Raw genomic sequence first — 17,363 nt, forward strand, 5'->3', positions numbered from 1 at the left:
CCTCAGAAACCGAAATTGATGATGTCGCCGTACTCCCACCGAGCCTTGTATTCTTCGATCAACTCTCCGCCCTTCGGAGTGAACGCGTCATAGACCCGCCCATCGAGTACCACTACGGCATGGTAGCCATTGTTCCAGTTAAAGGTGTCCTGGCCACGGTACTTGCCAAAGAATGCGCCTGGCGCGGGGATCCGGACGAGTTTGCCATCGCCGAGGTTTTTAAGGATCCGCTCAGCGCAGACCTGACAGTCGCCGGGACCGTTTGAGATCATCGTCTTGTCCCGCGGCAACCCCGGAACACTGTGTTCCCCGCAAGGCACCCCGCTCGACGCGGCCATCGCGGTCGTGGTGAAGCTTGCCTGGGTCGCGGTCGTCAGGGGCGTCTTGCTGATGATGTTGCAGACGCGTTTGAGGAGCTTCAGCTCTTCGTACACGCGCTTCAGGACCTTGAGCTTGCCGCCGATGAGGACGTCCACCGCGACGCCCTTGCAGCTGTCGAAGTCCTTTTTGCGCAGGCACTTCTCGAAGCTGGTGATGCCGAGGAGCTCCTCCCCGATGTTCCAGAGCTGCTCCAGCTGCTCCGCCGCGGCGCCGAACTCCTCGCCGTGCGCCAGGATGTCGCAGTAGACCTCGCTGTGCTGGCACCAGCGGGCGAACTCCACCGGTTCGCAGGGGACGAACGACTGCTGGCAGCGGTACAGCTCGGCCGGGGTCATCCCCTCCTTCTCCGAGGCCTCCTTGGCCGCCACGGCGGCCTTGCGGCGCGCCTCCTCCTCTTCCCGGTACTTGGTGACCGCGGCGACGAAGGCCGCCGTGGACGCCTCGATCGCGGCGTCCGCGTCCTTGCCCGCCGCGATCTCCGACTTGCGGGCCTCCTCGGCGTAGTACGCGGCGGAGCTCGCGGAGGCCTGGGCGGACTCGGCGGAGATCGTGGCGTCGGCCGCGGACTTCGCGGCCCTGGAGGCGGCGGCGTCCGCGCTGTTCGCGGCGGCGCGGGCCGTCTTCGCGGAGGCGGCTGCCTGGGCCGCGGACGCCTCGGCGTCCTTGGCGTACTGCTCGGCCTGCTCCGCGTACCGCTTCGCCTCGCCCGCGGACTCGCTCGCCTTGACTGCCCAGTCGGCGGCCTGCTCGGCCGCCGAGCGAGCGGTGGCGGCGACCTTCTGCGCGGTCGCGGCGTTCGCCTGGGCGGTGAACGCGATCTTCGCCGCGTCCGCGATCAGCTTCCGCACCTGGGACACATGGGTGGCGGTCAACTGGTCCTTGCGCAGCGCCTTGTACTGCCCGGACACCACGAAGGCGTGCAGCGCCTGAGGCGAGCCGGCCAGGGCGACCCGGGCCGCCGACTTCACCTCGGGGGTGCCGCTGTCGACCAGCTGCGCCGCCCTGACCCGCTCGTCCTGGCTGCGGGCCTCGTGCTGCGTGGTGGTCAGGAACTCGCTGTACTTCTTCGGGTCACCGGAGGCGAGTGCGACCCGGCCGGCCTCGGCGAGCACCGGTCCGGCGCCGTCGACGACCTGGGCGATGGCGACGCGCAGGCCCGAGGCGCCGGCCTCGTACTGCCCGTCGGTGATGAACGCGGTGATCGCGCCGGCGTCGCCGTCGAGCGCGGCCTCGGCCGCGTCGCGCACCGCCTTGTCCGCGCTCTCCTCGGCGAGCCGCTCGACGTAGGAGCGCTCGTCCTGCTGCTCGGCGGTCCGCCAGCCGTTGCGGAGGTAGTCGACGACGACCTCGTCCGGACCGGCCAGCGCGGCCTCGGCGGCGGAACGGCCCCATGCCGTGCCGTTCTTCATCGCCAGGAGGGCGAGGTCACGGCCCTGCTCGGCGACGGCCGCGAGGTCGGCGGCCGGCTGGGCCGCCGCGGTCACCAGCCGGGCCCGTTCGGCGTCCCGGGCCTCGACGGCCTGCTCCAGCCCGGTCCGCGCGGCGCGCAGGGCGTCGTACTCGGCCTTGTCCTGCTCGGCCAGTTCGATGCCCGCGTTGGTGCGGCCGAGCAGTTCCTCGGCCTCGACCTCACGGGCGAGTTCGAAGATCTGCTGGGCCTTGGCGACGGCGTCGGTGGCCGCGTTGGCGGCCGTGGTGGCGGCGTTCGCGTGCGCTGTCGACCGCTCGGCGGCTTTCGCGGCGTCACCGGCGTGCTCGGCCGCGTCGAGGGCGGCGTCACCGGCGTTCTTCGCGTGCGTGGCGGCGGACCGCGCGGCGTCGCGTGCCTCGCGGGCCGCGGTGGCCGCCTTGCGGGCCAGGGTCTCGGCGGCGGACGCGGCGCGGTTCGCCTCGGCCGCGTGGCTCTTCGCGGCGGCAGCGGCGGCGCGCGCCTCGGCGCCGGCGGCGCTCGACTGCCCGGCGAAGTTGCCGGCCTCGATGGCCGCGTCGGCGGCCGCGTTGGCATTGGCGGTCGCGCTCTTCGCCGATCGGGCGGCGTCGCCCGCCGCGTCGGCGGCCACGGCGGCCTGATCGGCCGCCTCGGCGGCCAGGTTGGCGCCCTCGGCCGCCTTCTGGGCGTTCTGGGCGGCGACCCTCGCGGCGTCCGCGTTGTCGGCGTCCACAGCGGCGTCGGCCGCGGCACCGCGCGCCCGGGACGCCGCTTGCGAGGCACCGGCCGCGGCGGCGGCTGCCTGGGAGGCCGCGTTGGCGGCGACCCGGGCCGAGTTGTTCGCGGCGCCGGCCGCGTCGATCGCCCGCTGCGCGGCCGTGGCAGCCTGGGACGCGGCGGTGGCGGCCCGTTTGGCGGCCCGTGCCGCCCGGGCCGTGTCGTTCTTCGCGGCCTCGGCCTCGGCCGCCGCCTCCAGCGCGGCCTCCTTGGCGAGCTGTGCGGCCTGCACCGCCTTGGCGGACTCGGTCTTGGCGGCCGCGCTCTGGGCAGCCGCCTGCCGTCCGGCCTCCTTCGCCTGCTCGGCGAGCTGGGCGATGGTGGCGTGCTCCTGGTCCTTGGCACGGGCGACGAACAGGCCGACCTGCAGGAACTCCCGGATCTCCGCTGCGCCGCCGCTCAGTGCGAGGCGCCCGGCGGCCCGTACGTTGGTGCCGCCCACGCTGATGATCTGGGCGAGCTGCACCCGCTCGTCCTGCTCGCCCTGGGTGTACTGGAGCTCGGTGAGGAACTCCCGTACGTCCTCGGACGAGCCGTTCAGCGCGGCCTGTCCGGCTGCCTGGACGTTGGGTCCGGAGGTGTCGATGATCTGGGCGACCCGGACCCGGTTGTCCTGCTGCATCGGGGCTTCCCAGCCCCAGCTGACGAAGGCCTCCAGCTCTTCCTGGGTGCCGGCCAGGGCCGTGCGGGCCCCGGCCAGCAGCTCCGGCCCGCCGAGGCTCGCGATCTGGGCGGCCGTCACCCGCTCGTCCTGGAGGGTCAGTTCCTCCGCGGCCGCCAGGAACGTCTGTACGTCGGCGTCGGTGCCGGTCAGTGCCGCCTCGGCGACCGCCTTGACGCCGGGTCCGCCTTCACGCCAGTAGTCGACGACCAGGCCGCGGTCGGTGGCGGTCACCGTGTCAGCGGTCACCGTGACGGTGACTGCCGCGGCCGCGGCAGCGGGCGGAGCGCCCAGCAGGCCGACGGCGAGGGCCAGTGGCACCAGGCTCAGTGCCGTTCTGTGTATCGCGCGTGCCGTTCTTCGACTCATCGGGCCCCCGGTAATTGGTGGATTGTCTGGTTTTCCGCGTTTCTGCATTGCGGGCGACGCTGACCGTGCTTCCCCCAGAACGGCCGTCACTATACCTGCGCTTTTCTTTTGCTTTATTCCTGAATATTGTCCCTTTCGGGTGTGTTCGTGAAGAATGAAATGCGTTGACGTGGAGGGGAGTTGGGGCTAGCTTGTCGCTGATCTTTGATGAAACTTGCTCGCGGGGGGAGCGGCTTTCGGCATGGAAATGCCGCGCCCGAAAGGAGGGTGCGGTGTTTTCCCGTGCTCGCAGTCTGATATTTGCCGGACTCATTGGATCCCTGGGGGCGGCAATAGGAATTCCGATCGCCGTGGCCGATGATTCCTCGGTCGCCGCGGACGACGCGCCGCCCTTCGCGGTGGAGCAGTTCTCCTACCCCGGCGCGGCGGGCATCCTCGCGTCGGAGGGCATCCAGCTGAAGAGGGGCGACGGGCACGTCCTGCTCGCCACCTGCGACGGCTCGGCCGACCAGATCAGGGTCTACACCGTGGCGGACAGCACTGTCGGCCGTAAGGGCGACTACTGCTTCAAGGCCACGGCCACGTCCGGCTGGCTCACGCTGGAGCTGCCCCGGGTCTTCGCCCTGGAGACCGGTGACCACCCGATCAGCGCCGACCTCACCGCGAACGGTGACACGACCACCGTGAACGTCGCCGAGGGCGGCTTCGAGAGCGTCGGTGAGGGCACCGTGGGCGGCGCCCGCTCCGTCCTCGTCGAGATCCGCGTCACCGGCTGACCCGGCCGTGCCCAGCCTCAAGGAATCGAGAAACGTGATCCCCCTGCGTTCTTCGGCGGGTGCGGCGCTGGTGGCCGCGACCGTCACTGTCTCCGCCCTGATCGCCGCGCCGGCCCACGCCGTCGCGGGCGACCCCGTGTCCACCGGCTCCTACGCCTACACCGCCAAGGTGTCCCTCGGCGCGGACGACACGACCCGCGCCTGCAGCGGCGCCCTCGTGGCCCCGGACTGGATCCTCACCGCGGCGAGTTGCTTCGCCACCGACCCGGTCGCCGACCTCACCGTGCCCGCCGGGAAGCCGGCCCTGTCGGCCACCGCCACCGTCGGGGGCAAGACCAGCGCCGTGGTGCAGCTCGTCCCGCGCACCGGCCGTGACCTGGTACTGGCCCGCCTCGCCCGGCCCGTCACCGGCGTGACCCCCGTGACCGTGGCGTCCACCGCCGTCACCGCCGGGGAGCAGCTGCGGGCGGTCGGCTACGGCCGTACCGCCGCCGACTGGGTCCCGGGCACCCCGCACACCACCCTCTTCGGCGTCGACTCCGTCGGCACCGACGATCTCGCCATCACCGGCCAGGGCGGCGCCCTGTGCCAGGGAGACACCGGAGGCCCGCTGCTGCGCGAGTCGAACGGCACCGCCCAGCTGGTCGGCGTCGGCAGCCGGTCCTGGCAGGGCGGCTGCCTGGGCGGGACGGAGACCCGCACCGGTGCGGTCGCCGCCCGCTCCGACGACCTCGCCACCTGGGTGTCCACCACCGTGGGCGCCGTCCGCATCACCGACTTCAACTGCGACGGCGTCGAGGACATCGCGGTGTCCGATCCGCGTGCGACGGTCGGCGCCGACGCGGCCGCAGGTGTCGTACGGATCGTCTACGGCGGGGGCAAGGGCACCGCCGAGCTCCACCAGGACCTCGACTGGATCCCCGGCGCCGCCGAGCCCAGTGACTGGTTCGGCGAGTCCCTGGCCACCGTCGACTACGACGAGGACGGCTGCACCGACCTGGTCGTGGGCACCCCCGCCGACGACATCGGCACCGTCGCCGACGCGGGCATGGCCGACATCCTGCACGGCGCCCCCGGCGGCCTGGGCACCGGCGCCAAGAAGAACACCCACTTCGAGCAGGGCTCCGGCACCGGCGGCATCCTCGCCTCGCCCAGCGAGACCGGCGACCGCATGGGTGATGCCATCGCCGCCGGCACCGCCGCCACGGGCGAGCCGTTCGTGGTGATCGGTGTCCCCGGCGAGGCGGTCGGCACCGTCGCGAAGGCGGGCGCCGCCTTCTACGTGCGCGGTAACACCAGCGTCACCGTCAACCAGGACAGCGCGGGCGTGCCCGGGGCGGTGGAGGCCAACGACGGCTTCGGCGGCTCCGTCGCGGCCGACGCCAACTTCCTCGCCGTCGGCGCTCCCGGCGAGGCCATCGGCACCGACGCCGGCGCCGGCAACCTGGCCGTCTTCTCCCACACCCTGACCACGACGGGCCTGCCCACGCCGAAGTTCGGACTCGACCAGGACCTCGACACCGTCTCCGGCGGCGCCGAGGCGGCCGACCAGTTCGGCTACTCCCTGGCCCTGGCCCCCTACCGGCCCTCCGGCGCGGCCGCTGCCACCGAGTCGATCCTCGCGGTCGGCGCCCCCGGCGAGGACCTGACGATCGCCGAGGTCGCGAAGGCCGACACCGGCACCGTCCTGACCTTCCGGATCACCGCGGCCGGTACGTACACGCAGCTGCAGGGCCTCTCCCAGGGCGCCGGCGACGACGACGTCACCGGTACCTCCGAGGCCGGTGACCGGATGGGCGTCGCCCTGTCCGCCGTCAACACCGCACCGCGTGCCGTCAGCACCGCGGCGACGATGAAGCTGGCCGTCGGCGTTCCCAACGAGGCCGTCGGTACGGCGGCCAACGCGGGCGCCGTACACACCTTCTCGCTCCTGGGCGCCCCCGGCGCGAACGACCGCTGGCTGGAGGTGGGTGACGGCGACGGCATCCCCGGCACTGCCGGCGCCGACCAGCAACTCGGCTCCAGCATCCACTACACCGGCACCAAGCTGTACGTGGGCATGCCGCTCGGTCCCAACACCTACGGCACCCTCTACGCCCTGCCCCACTCCAACGTGACGGCGGGCGGCGCGGTGGCCGCGGTGACGACGTATCAGCCGGGCACCGGTGGACTTCCGGCGGCCGGCGACCGCTTCGGCTACTCCGCCCGGTAGTAAACGAGGAACGGCAGTACGGACGGACGGGCGGCGAGGTATCCACCTCGCCGCCCGTCCCGCGTCCCGGCCACCGCCCTACGCCGGTACGACGCCCACCGCCGGCGTAGGGGTGAACCGCACCGGAAGCTCCGTGAGCCCCCGCAGCCACGGCGACGGGCGGCGGGTCAACGACTCGGCGGGGACCGCCAGGTCGATGTCCGGGAGGCGGTCCAGGACCACCTCGATGCCCGTGCGGGCGATGACCTCGGCGACCTCCTGCGCCGGGAACGGGCACCGGTGTTCGCCGTGGCCGAAGGAGAAGTGGGCGTTGTTGCCGCCGGTGAGGGCGGAGCCGTCGGTGCGGACCTGGGGGTCCGAGTTGGCGCCCTGGAGGCCCAGGAGGAGCAGGTCGCCCGTACGGATGTGCCGGTCACCCAGACGGGTGTCGCGGGACGCCCAGCGGCCCGGCATCGTCTGCACGGGCGCGTCCTCCCACAGGACCTCGTTCATGGCTTCGGCGACACTGCTGCGGCCGCCGAAGAGGGAGGCCGCGAACCGTTCGTCCGTGAGCATCAGGCGCAGGGAGTTGCCCATCCAGTCGGAGGTCGGCTCGTTGCCCGCCGCGATCATGATCATCAGGTCGTGGGCGATCTCGGTGTCCGTGAAGCCGTACGGGTTCGCGAGCATGCGCGAGACCACGTCGTCCGCGGGGCGCACCCGGCGGGCCGTCAGCAGCCGGCCCATCGACATGACCAGGTGCCGCTGGCCCGCCGGACCGGCCTCCTGCCCGTCGACCATGTCGTTCGCCGCGGTGACCAGGCCCGGCGCCTCCTCGTCGGTGAAGCCGAAGAGCCGGGCCATGACCCGTACCGGCAGCCGTCTCGCGTAGTCCCTGACGAGGTCCGCCTCGCCGCTGGCGCAGATCGAGTCGATCAGCTCGTCCGCGAACTGCTCGGCGTACGCCCGCAGTTCGACCGGATCGGCTTCCTCCAGCGCGCTGGAGACCATCGCGGCGCGCTCGCGGTGGCGTTCGCCGACGGTGTAGAGGATCGAGGGCTGGCCGCGGCCGATCATCGGCAGGTGCGGCCAGTCCTCGGGGATCCTCTCCCACTGGTTCCACAGCTCCGAGTCCCGGCTGAACAGCACCGGATCGCCGGTCACCTGGTGCAGCTCGCGGTAGCCGAGCACCAGCCACGCGGGTACGTCTCCGTCGAGCAGCACCGGCGTCACGGCACCGTGCTCGCGCCGCATCTCCCGGTACAGCCGGTCGGGTTCCGTTCTGAACCGGGCGCCGCTGAGCGGGACATGGGCGGTCACTGGGACAACTCCTCGTGAGGGTCGGGCACGTGGCCCTCGTAACTCTGATGGCCCTGATGGCTCTGGTAGCTCTGATATCTCTCGTGACTGCCGTACGAGCGGCTGTCGTTCGCCCGCCGGTAGCGGTTCCTGGCGTGTTCCACGAGGGCGATCAGGACCCGCTTGCACGAACTCCGGGAGCGCGCGTCGCAGTGCACGAGCGGGACGTCCGGGTCGAGGTCGAGCGCGTCGCGGATGGCCTGCGGGGCGAAGTCGGGGCCGCCGAAGTCGTTGCGGGCCACGACGAACGGTGTGCCGTGCTGTTCGAGGCGGTCGATGGCGTACCAGGAGTCGTCGAGGCGCCGGGTGTCGGCGAGGACGACCGCGCCTAGCGCGCCGGCGAACAGCCGGTCCCAGAGGAACCAGAAGCGTTCCTGGCCCGGCGCGCCGAACAGGTACAGCACGTTGCGGGCGTCGAGCGTGATGCGGCCGAAGTCGAAGGCGACGGTCGTCGCGTTCTTGTCGCGCACCGCGCTGATGTCGTCGAGGGCCTCGCCGGCCCGCGTCATCGACTCCTCGGTACTGAGCGGACGTATCTCGCTGACCGAACGGACGAGCGTCGTCTTGCCGGCCCCGAAGCCCCCCACGACCACGATCTTCAGCCCGTTGTCGGCGGAGGCCTGCAGGGGCGGACGCGGATCGGGGCCGGCTTCTGCGGGTTCTGCGGGTTCAGAGGTTGCGGAGTCCAACGAGCACCTGCTCCAGGATGTCGGGGTCGTAAACGGCGGACCGGCGCGGATGGCGGGCGCTGACGCGGCCCGCGGCCAGGAGGTCGGAGAGCAGGATCTTCGTGATGCCCACCGGCAGCCGCAGCACGGCGGCGACCTCCACCACCGCCGTGGGACGCTCGGTGAGCCGCAGGATCGCCGCGTGCTCGGACTGCATCCCGGGCGCCGGATCGCACTCGGCGACGACCAGCGTCACCAGATCGAACGGGTTGTCGGGCCCGGACCGGCTGCGCCCTCCGGTGAGCGTGTAGAGGCGGTCCGGAGAATCGTCCCTCCCCGGTCGCCCCACCGGCCGTCCCGGTCGGCTCATGCCGTACGGGGCTGTGCTGTACGGGGCTGTGCGCGCAGGTGGTCCCCGAGCTGCTCGACGAGTTCGCTCATGTTGTGGCCGACGAGCCCCGGGTCCGCCTCCTCGGCGGTGACGACGGCGAGGTGGGCGCCCTCGCCCGCCTCGACGATGAACAGCACGCCGCCGTAGAACTCCGTCATCGCGGTACGCACGCCTCCGCTGCCGTCCCCGAACTCCACGGACGCGCCGTGCGACAGCGACTGGATACCGGCGGCGATCGCGGCGAGCTGGTCCGCCTGGTCGACGGACAGCTCCGGCGTACGGCACAGCTTCAGGCCGTCACGGGAGAGCACGAGCGCGTGCCTGGCCCCCGGAGTGCGCTCCAGCAGGCCCTCGATGAGCCAGGTCAGCTTCTCGTCGGCGGTCGTCGGGCCAGGGCCGAGGCCAGTGCCGGTGCCGGTCATCAGGTGGGGTCGCCTTCCGGGTGGGAGGAGGTGGAGGAGGGGGAGGGCGCGGCTTCCGCCGGGGGTGCGGACGCCGGTGGTGCCGGGGGCGGCGTGGGTGCCGGGTCCGGGTTCGTGCTGCCCTGGAGGGCGGCCTGGTCCGGTGCGGTGCCGCGCACGGCCTGCCGGAAGCTCCCGAAACGGGCCACACGCGCGCGCGTGTCGTCGGGGTCGGGCGGAGCGAGGGGGATGGTGAACGGCTCGTCGGCCCGCGCCGCCCCCCGGGCCCGCTCGGCCTCGGCGAGGGTACGGCCCCGGCGCCGCTGGGGAAGCCCGGCGGAAGGCGCCTTGGCGGTGTGGCCCTCCGTCTGCTCCGGCGCGTTGTCGGGGGACTCGTGGGTGGGTACGGGTTCCGGGTCCAGGTCGCTGACGGCGGCGCGGGCAGCGGCGTACGACCCCTCCGTGTACGACCCCTCCGCGTAGGGCGGTTTCGCGTACGGCCCGTACGCGGAGGAGCTGTCCGCGTAGGGCCCGTCCGCGTAGGGCTCCTCCGGGTACGGCCATTGCGCGAGCGCCTCTCCCGAGTGCGCCTCTTCCGCGTACGACACCTGCGGGTGCTGTTCCTCGGAACGCGCTTCCCAGGGTTCACCGGCCGTGGGCACCGGGGCCGCGGGTACCTCCGGTACCGGTTGTGCCGTCCGCGCCGGTGGCGCCGGCATGGGCAGCGGCTCCGGCGCGACCGCGCCGCCGGCCAGGATGTCCTGCGGGACGAGCACCAGGACGCCGGTGCCGCCGCGCGCGGAGGGGCGGAAGGAGATCTTGAGGCCGTACTTGCGGGCCAGCCGGCCGACCACGGCGAGACCGAGACGGGTGCCGGTGAGGCCACCGAGCCCGATGCCGTCGGTGCTCCTCCCGTCGCTCTGCCCGCTGTCCTTCCCGCCGCCCTTTCCGCCGCCATTCCCGTGCTCCCCGGTCTCCCCGGAGACGGCCCGTTCGGCGCGGCGCAGCTGGACCTCGCTCATGACCAGGCCGCTGTCCTCCACGGACACGATGACCCCGGCGGGGACCTCCTCGACGTACACGTGGACCTCGGCGGTCGGCGGCGAGAAGTTCGCGGCGTTGTCGAGGAGTTCGGCGAGCGCGTGCATGACGCCCTCGGCGGCGTGTCCGGCGACGGCGGCGGAGCTGGCGGAGTGCACGCGTACGCGCTGGTAGCCGCTGATACGGCCCATGGCGCCGCGCAGGATCGACTCCATGACGATCGGACGGGCCCAGCGGCGGCCCGAACGGGCGCCCGAGAGGACGGCGATCGAGTCGGCGAGACGGCCCGCCTGGGCGGTGCGGTGGTCGAGGTGGAGGAGGTCGGCGACGACGTCCTCGTCCGCGTGACGTTCCTCCATGGCGCGCAGGTCGGCGAGGGTGCTGGTGGCGAGCGCCTGCATCCGGCCCGCCGCGTTGGCGGTGGCCGCGAGGGCGGCCGCCCGCTCCTGGTTGGCCCGGCGGAGCTCTTCGGCCAGACGGGCGTTGTCCTCGGTGAGCAGGGTGACCTCGTGGGCCTTCTCCCGCTGGAGGCGGCCGAACTCCTGGGTGGAGGCCTCGGTGAGGCGGGCGCGGTCGCGGGCGAGATCGGCGCTCACGCGCGCGCGTTCCCGGTCCAGGTCGGCGGTCAGCCCGGCCCGTACCCGGTTCAGCTCCTCGGTGAGGCGGGCCCGGTCGTGCAGCAGGCGCCCGGCGTCGTCGGTGACGGCATCGAGGCGGTCGCGCAGCAGCCGGGAGGACCGGAAGCCGTGGGCTGCCACGGTGACCGCCGCACACAGCAGCAGGCCGGCTCCGGCCAAGCCGAGGGCGAGCGGGACGCGTGCCTCGTCCGGCGCCCTGGCGACCGCGCCGGCCACCGCGAGCGCGGCGAGCACGGCGGTGAGCAGCGGGGCGGGCAGGAGGGCGCGGTAGGCGGGGCGTTCGCCGGACTGGCGGGGCGCGGTCATGAAGCGGTCCTCGGTTGGGTCCTCGGTGCTGCTGTCTGGGCCTCGGCGGGCCCGTGGGGGGTGCCTTTGCGATTTCCGGTGCGTGCGCTCGTCGGGAGTGCCGGTGCGGTGCTTGGGCGGTGCCTGTTCGTGACGCGGTGTTGGTGGCCTTCGACATCCTTCGGTCGATTTGTGAGCGAGAAGTGACGCCCGGTACTCAACTGGGCGTCACTATAGGGGAGTTAGTGATCGAATTTGCGGTGTTCCGGTGTGGTCCCCACAAACCGTGCACGTTTCCCCGGCCGCCCGGACGGTCACTGTCAGTGGTGGCGGGCATGCTGGGGTCATGACGGATCTTCGGCCGCTGGAGGCGGAACTGCGCGGGGCCGTCCGGGGCGAGGTCGGTTTCGACACCACGTCCCGGGCGCTGACCACCATGGACGCGTCGAACTACCGGCGTGTCCCGCTGGGTGTGGTCGCCCCGCGCGACGCGGACGACGTGGCGGCGGCCCTCGCCGTCTGCCGGGCGCACGGCGTGCCGGTCGTGGCGCGCGGCGGGGGCACGTCGATCGCGGGCCAGGCGACGGGCACGGGGGTCGTCCTGGACTTCACGCGGCACATGAATCAACTCCTCTCCCTGAATCACGAGGAGCGCACGGCGGTGGTTCAGCCGGGCCTGGTCCTCGACCGCCTCCAGGACGCCGCCGCCCCGCACGGCCTGCGCTTCGGCCCCGACCCGTCGACCCACGGCCGCTGCACGCTCGGCGGCATGATCGGCAACAACTCCTGCGGCTCGCACTCCGTCGCCTGGGGCACCACCGCGGACAACGTGCGCGAGCTGTCGGTCATCCGCGCGCGTGGCGACCGCCTCCGCCCCGGCCAGGACTGGGCAGGCGCCCCGGAAGGCCTGCGGCAGCTGGCGGAGGGCGAGTTGGCCCGCCTGCGCACCGGCTTCCCGGACCTCCCCCGCCGCATCTCCGGGTACGCGCTGGACGCACTGCTCCCAGAGAAGGGCGCCGACGTCGCCCGCTCCTTCTGCGGCTCGGAGGGCACCCTGGGGATCGTCACGGAGGCGGTCGTCCGCCTGGTCGAGGCCCCGCGCGCGCGTGCGCTTGCCGTGCTGGCGTACGGGGACGAGAGCGCGGCGGCGGAAGCGGCGGCCGGCCTCCTGCCGTACGGCCCGCTGACCGTCGAGGGCATGGCCGCCGACCTGGTCCGTGCCACCGCCGGCCTCCCCCGGGGCGGCGCCTGGCTGTTCGTCGAGACGGGCGGCGCGGACGCGGCCGAGGCACGCGCGCGTGCGGACACGATCGTGCGCGCGGCGGACGTCACGGACGCCCTCGTGGTGGCCGACCCCGCCGGACAGCGCGCCCTGTGGCGCATCCGCGAGGACGCGAGCGGCACGGCGACGAGGATGCCGGACGGCACGGCGGCCTGGCCCGGCTGGGAGGACTGCGCGGTCCCGCCCCCTCGACTGGGCGCGTACCTGAGGGACTTCAGGGGCCTCCTGCGCGACCACGGCCTGCGCGGCACGCCGTACGGCCACTTCGGCGACGGCTGCATCCACGTACGCATCGACTTCGACCTGCTGACGGCGCCGGGAGTGGCCCGCTTCCGCCGCTTCTCGGAGGAGCTGGCGGACCTGGTGGTGGCCCACGGCGGCTCGCTCTCGGGCGAACACGGCGACGGCCAGGCCCGCGCGGAACTGCTCCCGAAGATGTACGCCCCCGAGGTGATCGCCCTCTTCGAACGCACGAAGGCCCTCTGGGACCCGGACGACCTCCTCAACCCCGGCATGCTGGTCCGCCCCGCCCGCCTCGACGAGAACCTCCGCTTCGCGGTCCTGCCCCGGAAACCGGTACCGGTGGCCTTCGGCTACCCGGCGGACGGCGGTGACTTCTCGGCTGCGGTGAGCAGGTGCGTGGGGGTCGCCAAGTGCCGTACGCCGGCTGTGGGTATGGGCAAGGGAGGCTCGGATGTGATGTGCCCGTCCTTCCGGGTGACGGGCGAGGAGGCGCACTCCACGCGCGGGCGGGCGCGGCTGCTGCACGAGATGCTCGCGGGCGAGGTCATCACCGACGGCTGGCGGTCGGTGGAGGTCCGGGACGCGCTGGACCTGTGCCTGTCCTGCAAGGGCTGCCGCTCGGACTGCCCGGTGGAGGTCGACATGGCCACGTACAAGGCGGAGTTCCTCCACCACCACTGGGCCGGCCGACTACGCCCGGCGGCCCACTACACGATGGGCCGGCTGCCGGTCTGGCTGCGCGCTGTCGCTCGTACGCGCACGGCGGGACTGGTCAACTCCCTTGCCTCGGTACGGGTGTTGGCGGCCGTGGCGAAACGGCTGGGCGGGATCGCGCCCGAGCGGGAGATCCCGGCGGTGGCGCGGGAGACGTTCAGCCGGTGGTGGGGGAGGCGGGCGGCAGCGCGTGACAGCGGGGAGCGTCGGCCGGCGGTCGTCCTCTGGCCCGACACCTTCACGGAGCACCTGACACCGTCGGTGGGGCAGGCGGCCGTACGCGTACTGGAGTCGGCGGGCCTGGAGGTGACGCTGCCGCCGCCCGCCCGCACCGGGGTCTGCTGCGGCCTGACGTACGTCTCGACCGGCCAACTCGACCGGGCCCGGGCGGTGTTGCGCCGCACGCTGGACCTGATGGAACCGGTCCTGGATGCGGGCACCCCGGTGGTGGTCCTGGAACCGAGCTGCGCGGCGGCCCTCCGCGCGGACCTGCCGGAACTCCTGCACGACGACCCACGCGCGCGGCGCCTCGCGGACGCGGTCCTCACCTTCGCGGAGACCCTGGAACACCACGCCCCCAACTGGACCCCGCCCCACGTGAACCGCCCGGCCACCGGCCAGACCCACTGCCACCAGCACGCGGTACTGGGCGACACGGCGGACCGCCGCCTGCGCGAGGCAGCGGGCCTGACGGGTGAACTGACGGGCGGCTGCTGCGGCTTGGCCGGCAACTTCGGCTTCGAGAAGGGCCACTACGAGGTGTCGACGGCCTGCGCGGAGGAACGGCTGCTGCCGGCGGTACGGGAAGCGGGCGAGGAGGCGGTGGTACTGGCGGACGGGTTCTCCTGCCGGACGCAGTTGCAGCAACTGGCGGGGGTACGGGGGCGGCATTTGGCGGAGGTGCTGGCGGAGGGGCTGGAGGCGGGCGGGAAATGAGCGGGACCGAACTGAACCGGGTGGCCGTCCTCTCCGACATCCACGGCGTCCTCCCCGCTCTGGAGGCGGTGTTCGCCGAGCCGGAGGTGGCCGCCGCGGAGCGCAGCGTGTGGCCGAAGTCCTGCCCGACGCGGCGAAGCCGGCGCAGCTCAGAGGTGGATCCGAGCAGCGCCGACATGACCGCGAGCGTGATCAGCTCGGCGTCAGCGAGCGTGGGCGTGATTCCGACGGCAGGCCGCCACGGTGCCAGCCACGGCGAAGCCTTCAACTCGTCGTCAATCCGGGCAAGAGTGCCGAGGTGAGGGTGTCCAGGTCGTCAGTCACACATCGACGTTGGACGCCCTGGTCTCATGTCCGCAGGTGATCCCTTGGACTCGTTCAGGGATCCGGGACGGTGCCCACTGCGGTGACTATGCGGCGCGGTCACTTCGCAGGGCCTGGGTGAGCCAGGGGTACACCGGGATCAGGTTCGGTACTACCTGCCAGCCGTTGACGATCCACACCAGCTGCCAGTACCGGTCCACCCTGGGATCGTGCGCCTCTTCGAACTGCTGGGCCATCCAGCTACGGAATTCCGTGTCCGGGGTGCGCGCGAACACCTCGGCGAAGCGGTGCACGAGGTCGTCGATGACGGGTGCGCCCCTGTCGCTGAGCGGGTCGATGCCCGACTCCATGGCCTCGGTCACCTTCTGACGGGTGAACTCCATCAGCTCCTCGCCGGCATCGCGCTCGATGTCGAGCGGGCGCCCGGCGGCCTGGCGTACGGCCGTCCGGCGCATCCGGGCACGGAAATCCTCGTCGCCGACCAGCTCGGCGAGCTCCACCCACGAGGCGACCTGCTCGCCGGTCGGATCATCGGGGAGGTCGGGAGTGGCAGCGCGAACCATGGCCACTGCGCCCGGGTCGGCATCCACTGTGCCGAAGGTGCCATCCACGAAATCGTCGATCAAACGTCGGCGTTCCTCGCCGGACAACTGCGTGAGCCTGTGCATGAGCTTGGTCTCCTCGGGACTGGACCCGCGGCTGGCCACGACTCGCAGAACGCTCCGACGCAGTTGCAGCATTCGGATCTGGACGTCCATGGCGTCGGCGTGCGCCGCGGCGACTTCCGCCACCGAGAGCTCGCGGTCAAGTACCCGTTGAATCGTGGGCAGGTCCATGCCCAGCTCGCGCAGTGTGCGGAGGAGTTCCAGACGAAGCAGTGCGTCGAGGTCGTAGAGCCGATAACCGGCGGGACTACGGGTGGTCGGCGCTACCACCCCCGAATCGGAGTAGAACCGGATGGTCCTCACAGACAAGCCGGTCCGCCGGGAAAGCTCCCCGATCGAGTAGAGGGTCGTAACGTCCATGTCCCCCACTCTGCTGTCTCCAGTCACTGGAGACTCAAGGCCATTCCCCAGCGGGGCCCCGACCGAGATGTCCTTCAAGTTTCCGACTTACTGAAGCATGAGTCGCGTGATCTCCGCTGACCGACAGGATGAAACAGCCACGCCTTGCACGCGCGGGGCGAGCGATGGCAGCGACATGCGACACCACTGGGGCGGCGGTGCTGGCGGAGCGACTGGAAGGGGACGGGACAGAGGAACTGGGAGGAGATGGGGGCGCGTCATGAGCGGGACCGAGAGGTGACGCCGACCGGCTTCGTGGGGCTTCGTAGGGCTTCGTAGGGCTTCGTGACGAGGGTGTTGGCGCCCGACGCGCGTTCAGCAGTCGAACACCGACCAGCAGATGTCGTTCCGCAATCGCTGGTCGTCAAGTACGAGCTCGCGAATCGACTCCGGGAGCTGGTCGCGCTGCCACTGGCACTCGCGTCGTCCTGCGGCCTCACTCTCGTCTCCTGGTGCGGCGGCGCGTGCGGCCTTGATCGCGTAGGCAGCGGCACCGAGTTCGTGCGCGGCGACGTGGGCGACGACCCCGGCCTGGCCGGCGGCGTAAGCGGCGTGCCGTGCCGCGCCCCGCAGGTCCCGGGCCGCGCCCATCGCATGGCCGCCCGCCGCGCGGGCCTGCATCATCTTGACCTCGCCACGCACCCAGGCGCGGGCATGCTCGATCGCCTGGCGCGGCCGTGGGTCCTCAGGCTGAGCCGACTCGAAGAGGGCGAGTACGTGCTCCGCGCAAGCTGCCGCCCAGAGGGCGAGGAGATGGTGATCCGCATCGGTGAGGGTCCCACCGCGGCGGATCGTCACGAAGCGAGGGTCCCTGACCTTCGGGAGGATCATGGTCGGCATTCCTTCCTGCTGGCATGCGCCCCCACCCGAGGGCGCGCACCCGCGACCATGCACGCCCCGACGCGAGGCCTGCAAACCCGGTGGCCGGTCCGCAGGCTCAGCCACCCCGTCGCCGGTACGCTCTGGCTCCCCACGGAAACGCCTTCCTCATCCCCCTGGCGGCCCTGACCGTGTGGGCGCAGGACCACCTCCCGGCGAGGGACTCACCGGCGCCCGGTGGGCAGTTCGCCCCTCGCTCATGACGACGGCGCTGACGACGTCGTCGCTCAGTTCAGCCGGTTCAACCGCTGCCCCCGGCTCTCGGCCACGCGAAGCGCGTCACGCAGGGCTTCCGCCAACCGCTCGGCGAGGAAGCGGAGTTCGCCGCGTGGAGTGTCCGGGAGCAGCTCGCGGACGTGGGCCAGCAGTTCCGTCGCCATGCCGAGCTGGATCGACTCCGTCGCGTCGGCCAGGCGGGACACGGGGCCACCGTGGTCTTCGGTGATCAGGTAACAGGGCTTGGTGTGTCCTGAACATGAAAGGGAGTTGGTTGTAGGGCAGCTTCTGGAAATGATGCTGTGCGGGAGATGAAGGTTTTGGCCCTTCGGAGTCGC

General features: G+C 72.3%; 12 protein-coding genes and 1 pseudogene. 4 read left to right on the forward strand and 9 right to left on the reverse strand.

The features are described 5' to 3' along the window. Positions 1 to 2 precede the first annotated feature (2 nt). Positions 3 to 3,617: an ALF repeat-containing protein gene (locus tag ACH4TV_RS37780; protein ID WP_398405828.1), complete on the reverse strand. Its 3,615-nt coding sequence runs from the start codon at positions 3,615 to 3,617 to the stop codon at positions 3 to 5. Between the two features lie 350 nt (positions 3,618 to 3,967). On the opposite strand from ACH4TV_RS37780, the gene ACH4TV_RS37785 reads away from it, so the two are divergent. Next, on the forward strand, positions 3,968 to 4,393 hold the full coding sequence (locus ACH4TV_RS37785) for a hypothetical protein (RefSeq protein WP_398405829.1): 426 nt from the start codon (positions 3,968 to 3,970) through the stop codon (positions 4,391 to 4,393). 43 nt (positions 4,394 to 4,436) lie between these two features. Further along, positions 4,437 to 6,605: a S1 family peptidase gene (locus tag ACH4TV_RS37790; RefSeq protein ID WP_398405846.1), complete on the forward strand. Its 2,169-nt coding sequence runs from the start codon at positions 4,437 to 4,439 to the stop codon at positions 6,603 to 6,605. Between the two features lie 78 nt (positions 6,606 to 6,683). Here the strand turns inward: ACH4TV_RS37790 and ACH4TV_RS37795 are convergent, their stop codons facing one another. From ACH4TV_RS37795 to ACH4TV_RS37815, 5 genes are read right to left on the reverse strand one after another with little or no spacing between them, the layout of a single operon-like run. Continuing rightward, a complete protein-coding gene (locus ACH4TV_RS37795; protein WP_398405830.1) occupies positions 6,684 to 7,904 on the reverse strand; it encodes a cytochrome P450 in 1,221 nt (406 codons plus the stop codon). Then, complete coding sequence (locus ACH4TV_RS37800) at positions 7,901 to 8,632, reverse strand: GTP-binding protein (protein ID WP_398405831.1); 732 nt, start codon at positions 8,630 to 8,632, stop codon at positions 7,901 to 7,903. The genes ACH4TV_RS37795 and ACH4TV_RS37800 overlap by 4 nt, the downstream gene beginning before the upstream one ends. Then, entirely contained in the window at positions 8,613 to 8,960 is a 348-nt protein-coding gene (locus tag ACH4TV_RS37805; RefSeq protein ID WP_398405847.1) for a DUF742 domain-containing protein, read from the reverse strand. Before ACH4TV_RS37805 ends, ACH4TV_RS37800 begins: the two co-directional genes overlap by 20 nt. A 17-nt stretch (positions 8,961 to 8,977) precedes the next feature. Then, positions 8,978 to 9,424, reverse strand: coding sequence for a roadblock/LC7 domain-containing protein (locus tag ACH4TV_RS37810; protein WP_398405832.1), 447 nt, complete (start codon positions 9,422 to 9,424; stop codon positions 8,978 to 8,980). After that, on the reverse strand, positions 9,424 to 11,388 hold the full coding sequence (locus ACH4TV_RS37815; RefSeq protein WP_398405834.1) for an ATP-binding protein: 1,965 nt from the start codon (positions 11,386 to 11,388) through the stop codon (positions 9,424 to 9,426). Before ACH4TV_RS37815 ends, ACH4TV_RS37810 begins: the two co-directional genes overlap by 1 nt. A 325-nt stretch (positions 11,389 to 11,713) precedes the next feature. Here ACH4TV_RS37815 and ACH4TV_RS37820 point away from each other — a divergent pair, with 325 nt between their 5' ends. Together ACH4TV_RS37820 and ACH4TV_RS37825 are read left to right on the forward strand one after the other, a co-directional pair. Then, a complete protein-coding gene (locus tag ACH4TV_RS37820; protein ID WP_398405835.1) occupies positions 11,714 to 14,542 on the forward strand; it encodes an FAD-binding and (Fe-S)-binding domain-containing protein in 2,829 nt (942 codons plus the stop codon). Continuing rightward, a pseudogene (locus ACH4TV_RS37825) lies at positions 14,539 to 14,652 on the forward strand (metallophosphoesterase); the annotation flags it as partial. The gene ACH4TV_RS37820 and the pseudogene ACH4TV_RS37825, both read left to right, overlap by 4 nt. Before the next feature lie 300 nt (positions 14,653 to 14,952). Here the strand turns inward: ACH4TV_RS37825 and ACH4TV_RS37830 are convergent. The 3 genes from ACH4TV_RS37830 to ACH4TV_RS37840 form a co-directional block, all read right to left on the reverse strand. Beyond that, positions 14,953 to 15,891, reverse strand: coding sequence for a MerR family transcriptional regulator (locus tag ACH4TV_RS37830; RefSeq protein ID WP_398405836.1), 939 nt, complete (start codon positions 15,889 to 15,891; stop codon positions 14,953 to 14,955). Between the two features lie 354 nt (positions 15,892 to 16,245). Next, the gene (locus ACH4TV_RS37835) at positions 16,246 to 16,761 is read right to left on the reverse strand and encodes a putative immunity protein (RefSeq protein ID WP_398405837.1); all 516 of its coding nucleotides are present in this window, start codon (positions 16,759 to 16,761) and stop codon (positions 16,246 to 16,248) included. Positions 16,762 to 17,036: 275 nt separating this feature from the next. Next, positions 17,037 to 17,324, reverse strand: coding sequence for a hypothetical protein (locus ACH4TV_RS37840; RefSeq protein WP_398405848.1), 288 nt, complete (start codon positions 17,322 to 17,324; stop codon positions 17,037 to 17,039). Positions 17,325 to 17,363: the final 39 nt, after the last annotated feature.

This window comes from Streptomyces sp. NPDC020898, assembly GCF_044333925.1.
GTDB lineage: Bacteria > Actinomycetota > Actinomycetes > Streptomycetales > Streptomycetaceae > Streptomyces.

Coding starts and splice junctions, on each gene's coding strand:
- ACH4TV_RS37835 (WP_398405837.1), bottom strand. CDS start 16,761: ATGATCCTCCCGAAGGTCAGGGACCCTCGCTTCGTGACGATCCGCCGC.
- ACH4TV_RS37780 (WP_398405828.1), bottom strand. CDS start 3,617: ATGAGTCGAAGAACGGCACGCGCGATACACAGAACGGCACTGAGCCTG.
- ACH4TV_RS37810 (WP_398405832.1), bottom strand. CDS start 9,424: ATGACCGGCACCGGCACTGGCCTCGGCCCTGGCCCGACGACCGCCGAC.
- ACH4TV_RS37815 (WP_398405834.1), bottom strand. CDS start 11,388: ATGACCGCGCCCCGCCAGTCCGGCGAACGCCCCGCCTACCGCGCCCTC.
- ACH4TV_RS37830 (WP_398405836.1), bottom strand. CDS start 15,891: ATGGACGTTACGACCCTCTACTCGATCGGGGAGCTTTCCCGGCGGACC.
- ACH4TV_RS37820 (WP_398405835.1), top strand. CDS start 11,714: ATGACGGATCTTCGGCCGCTGGAGGCGGAACTGCGCGGGGCCGTCCGG.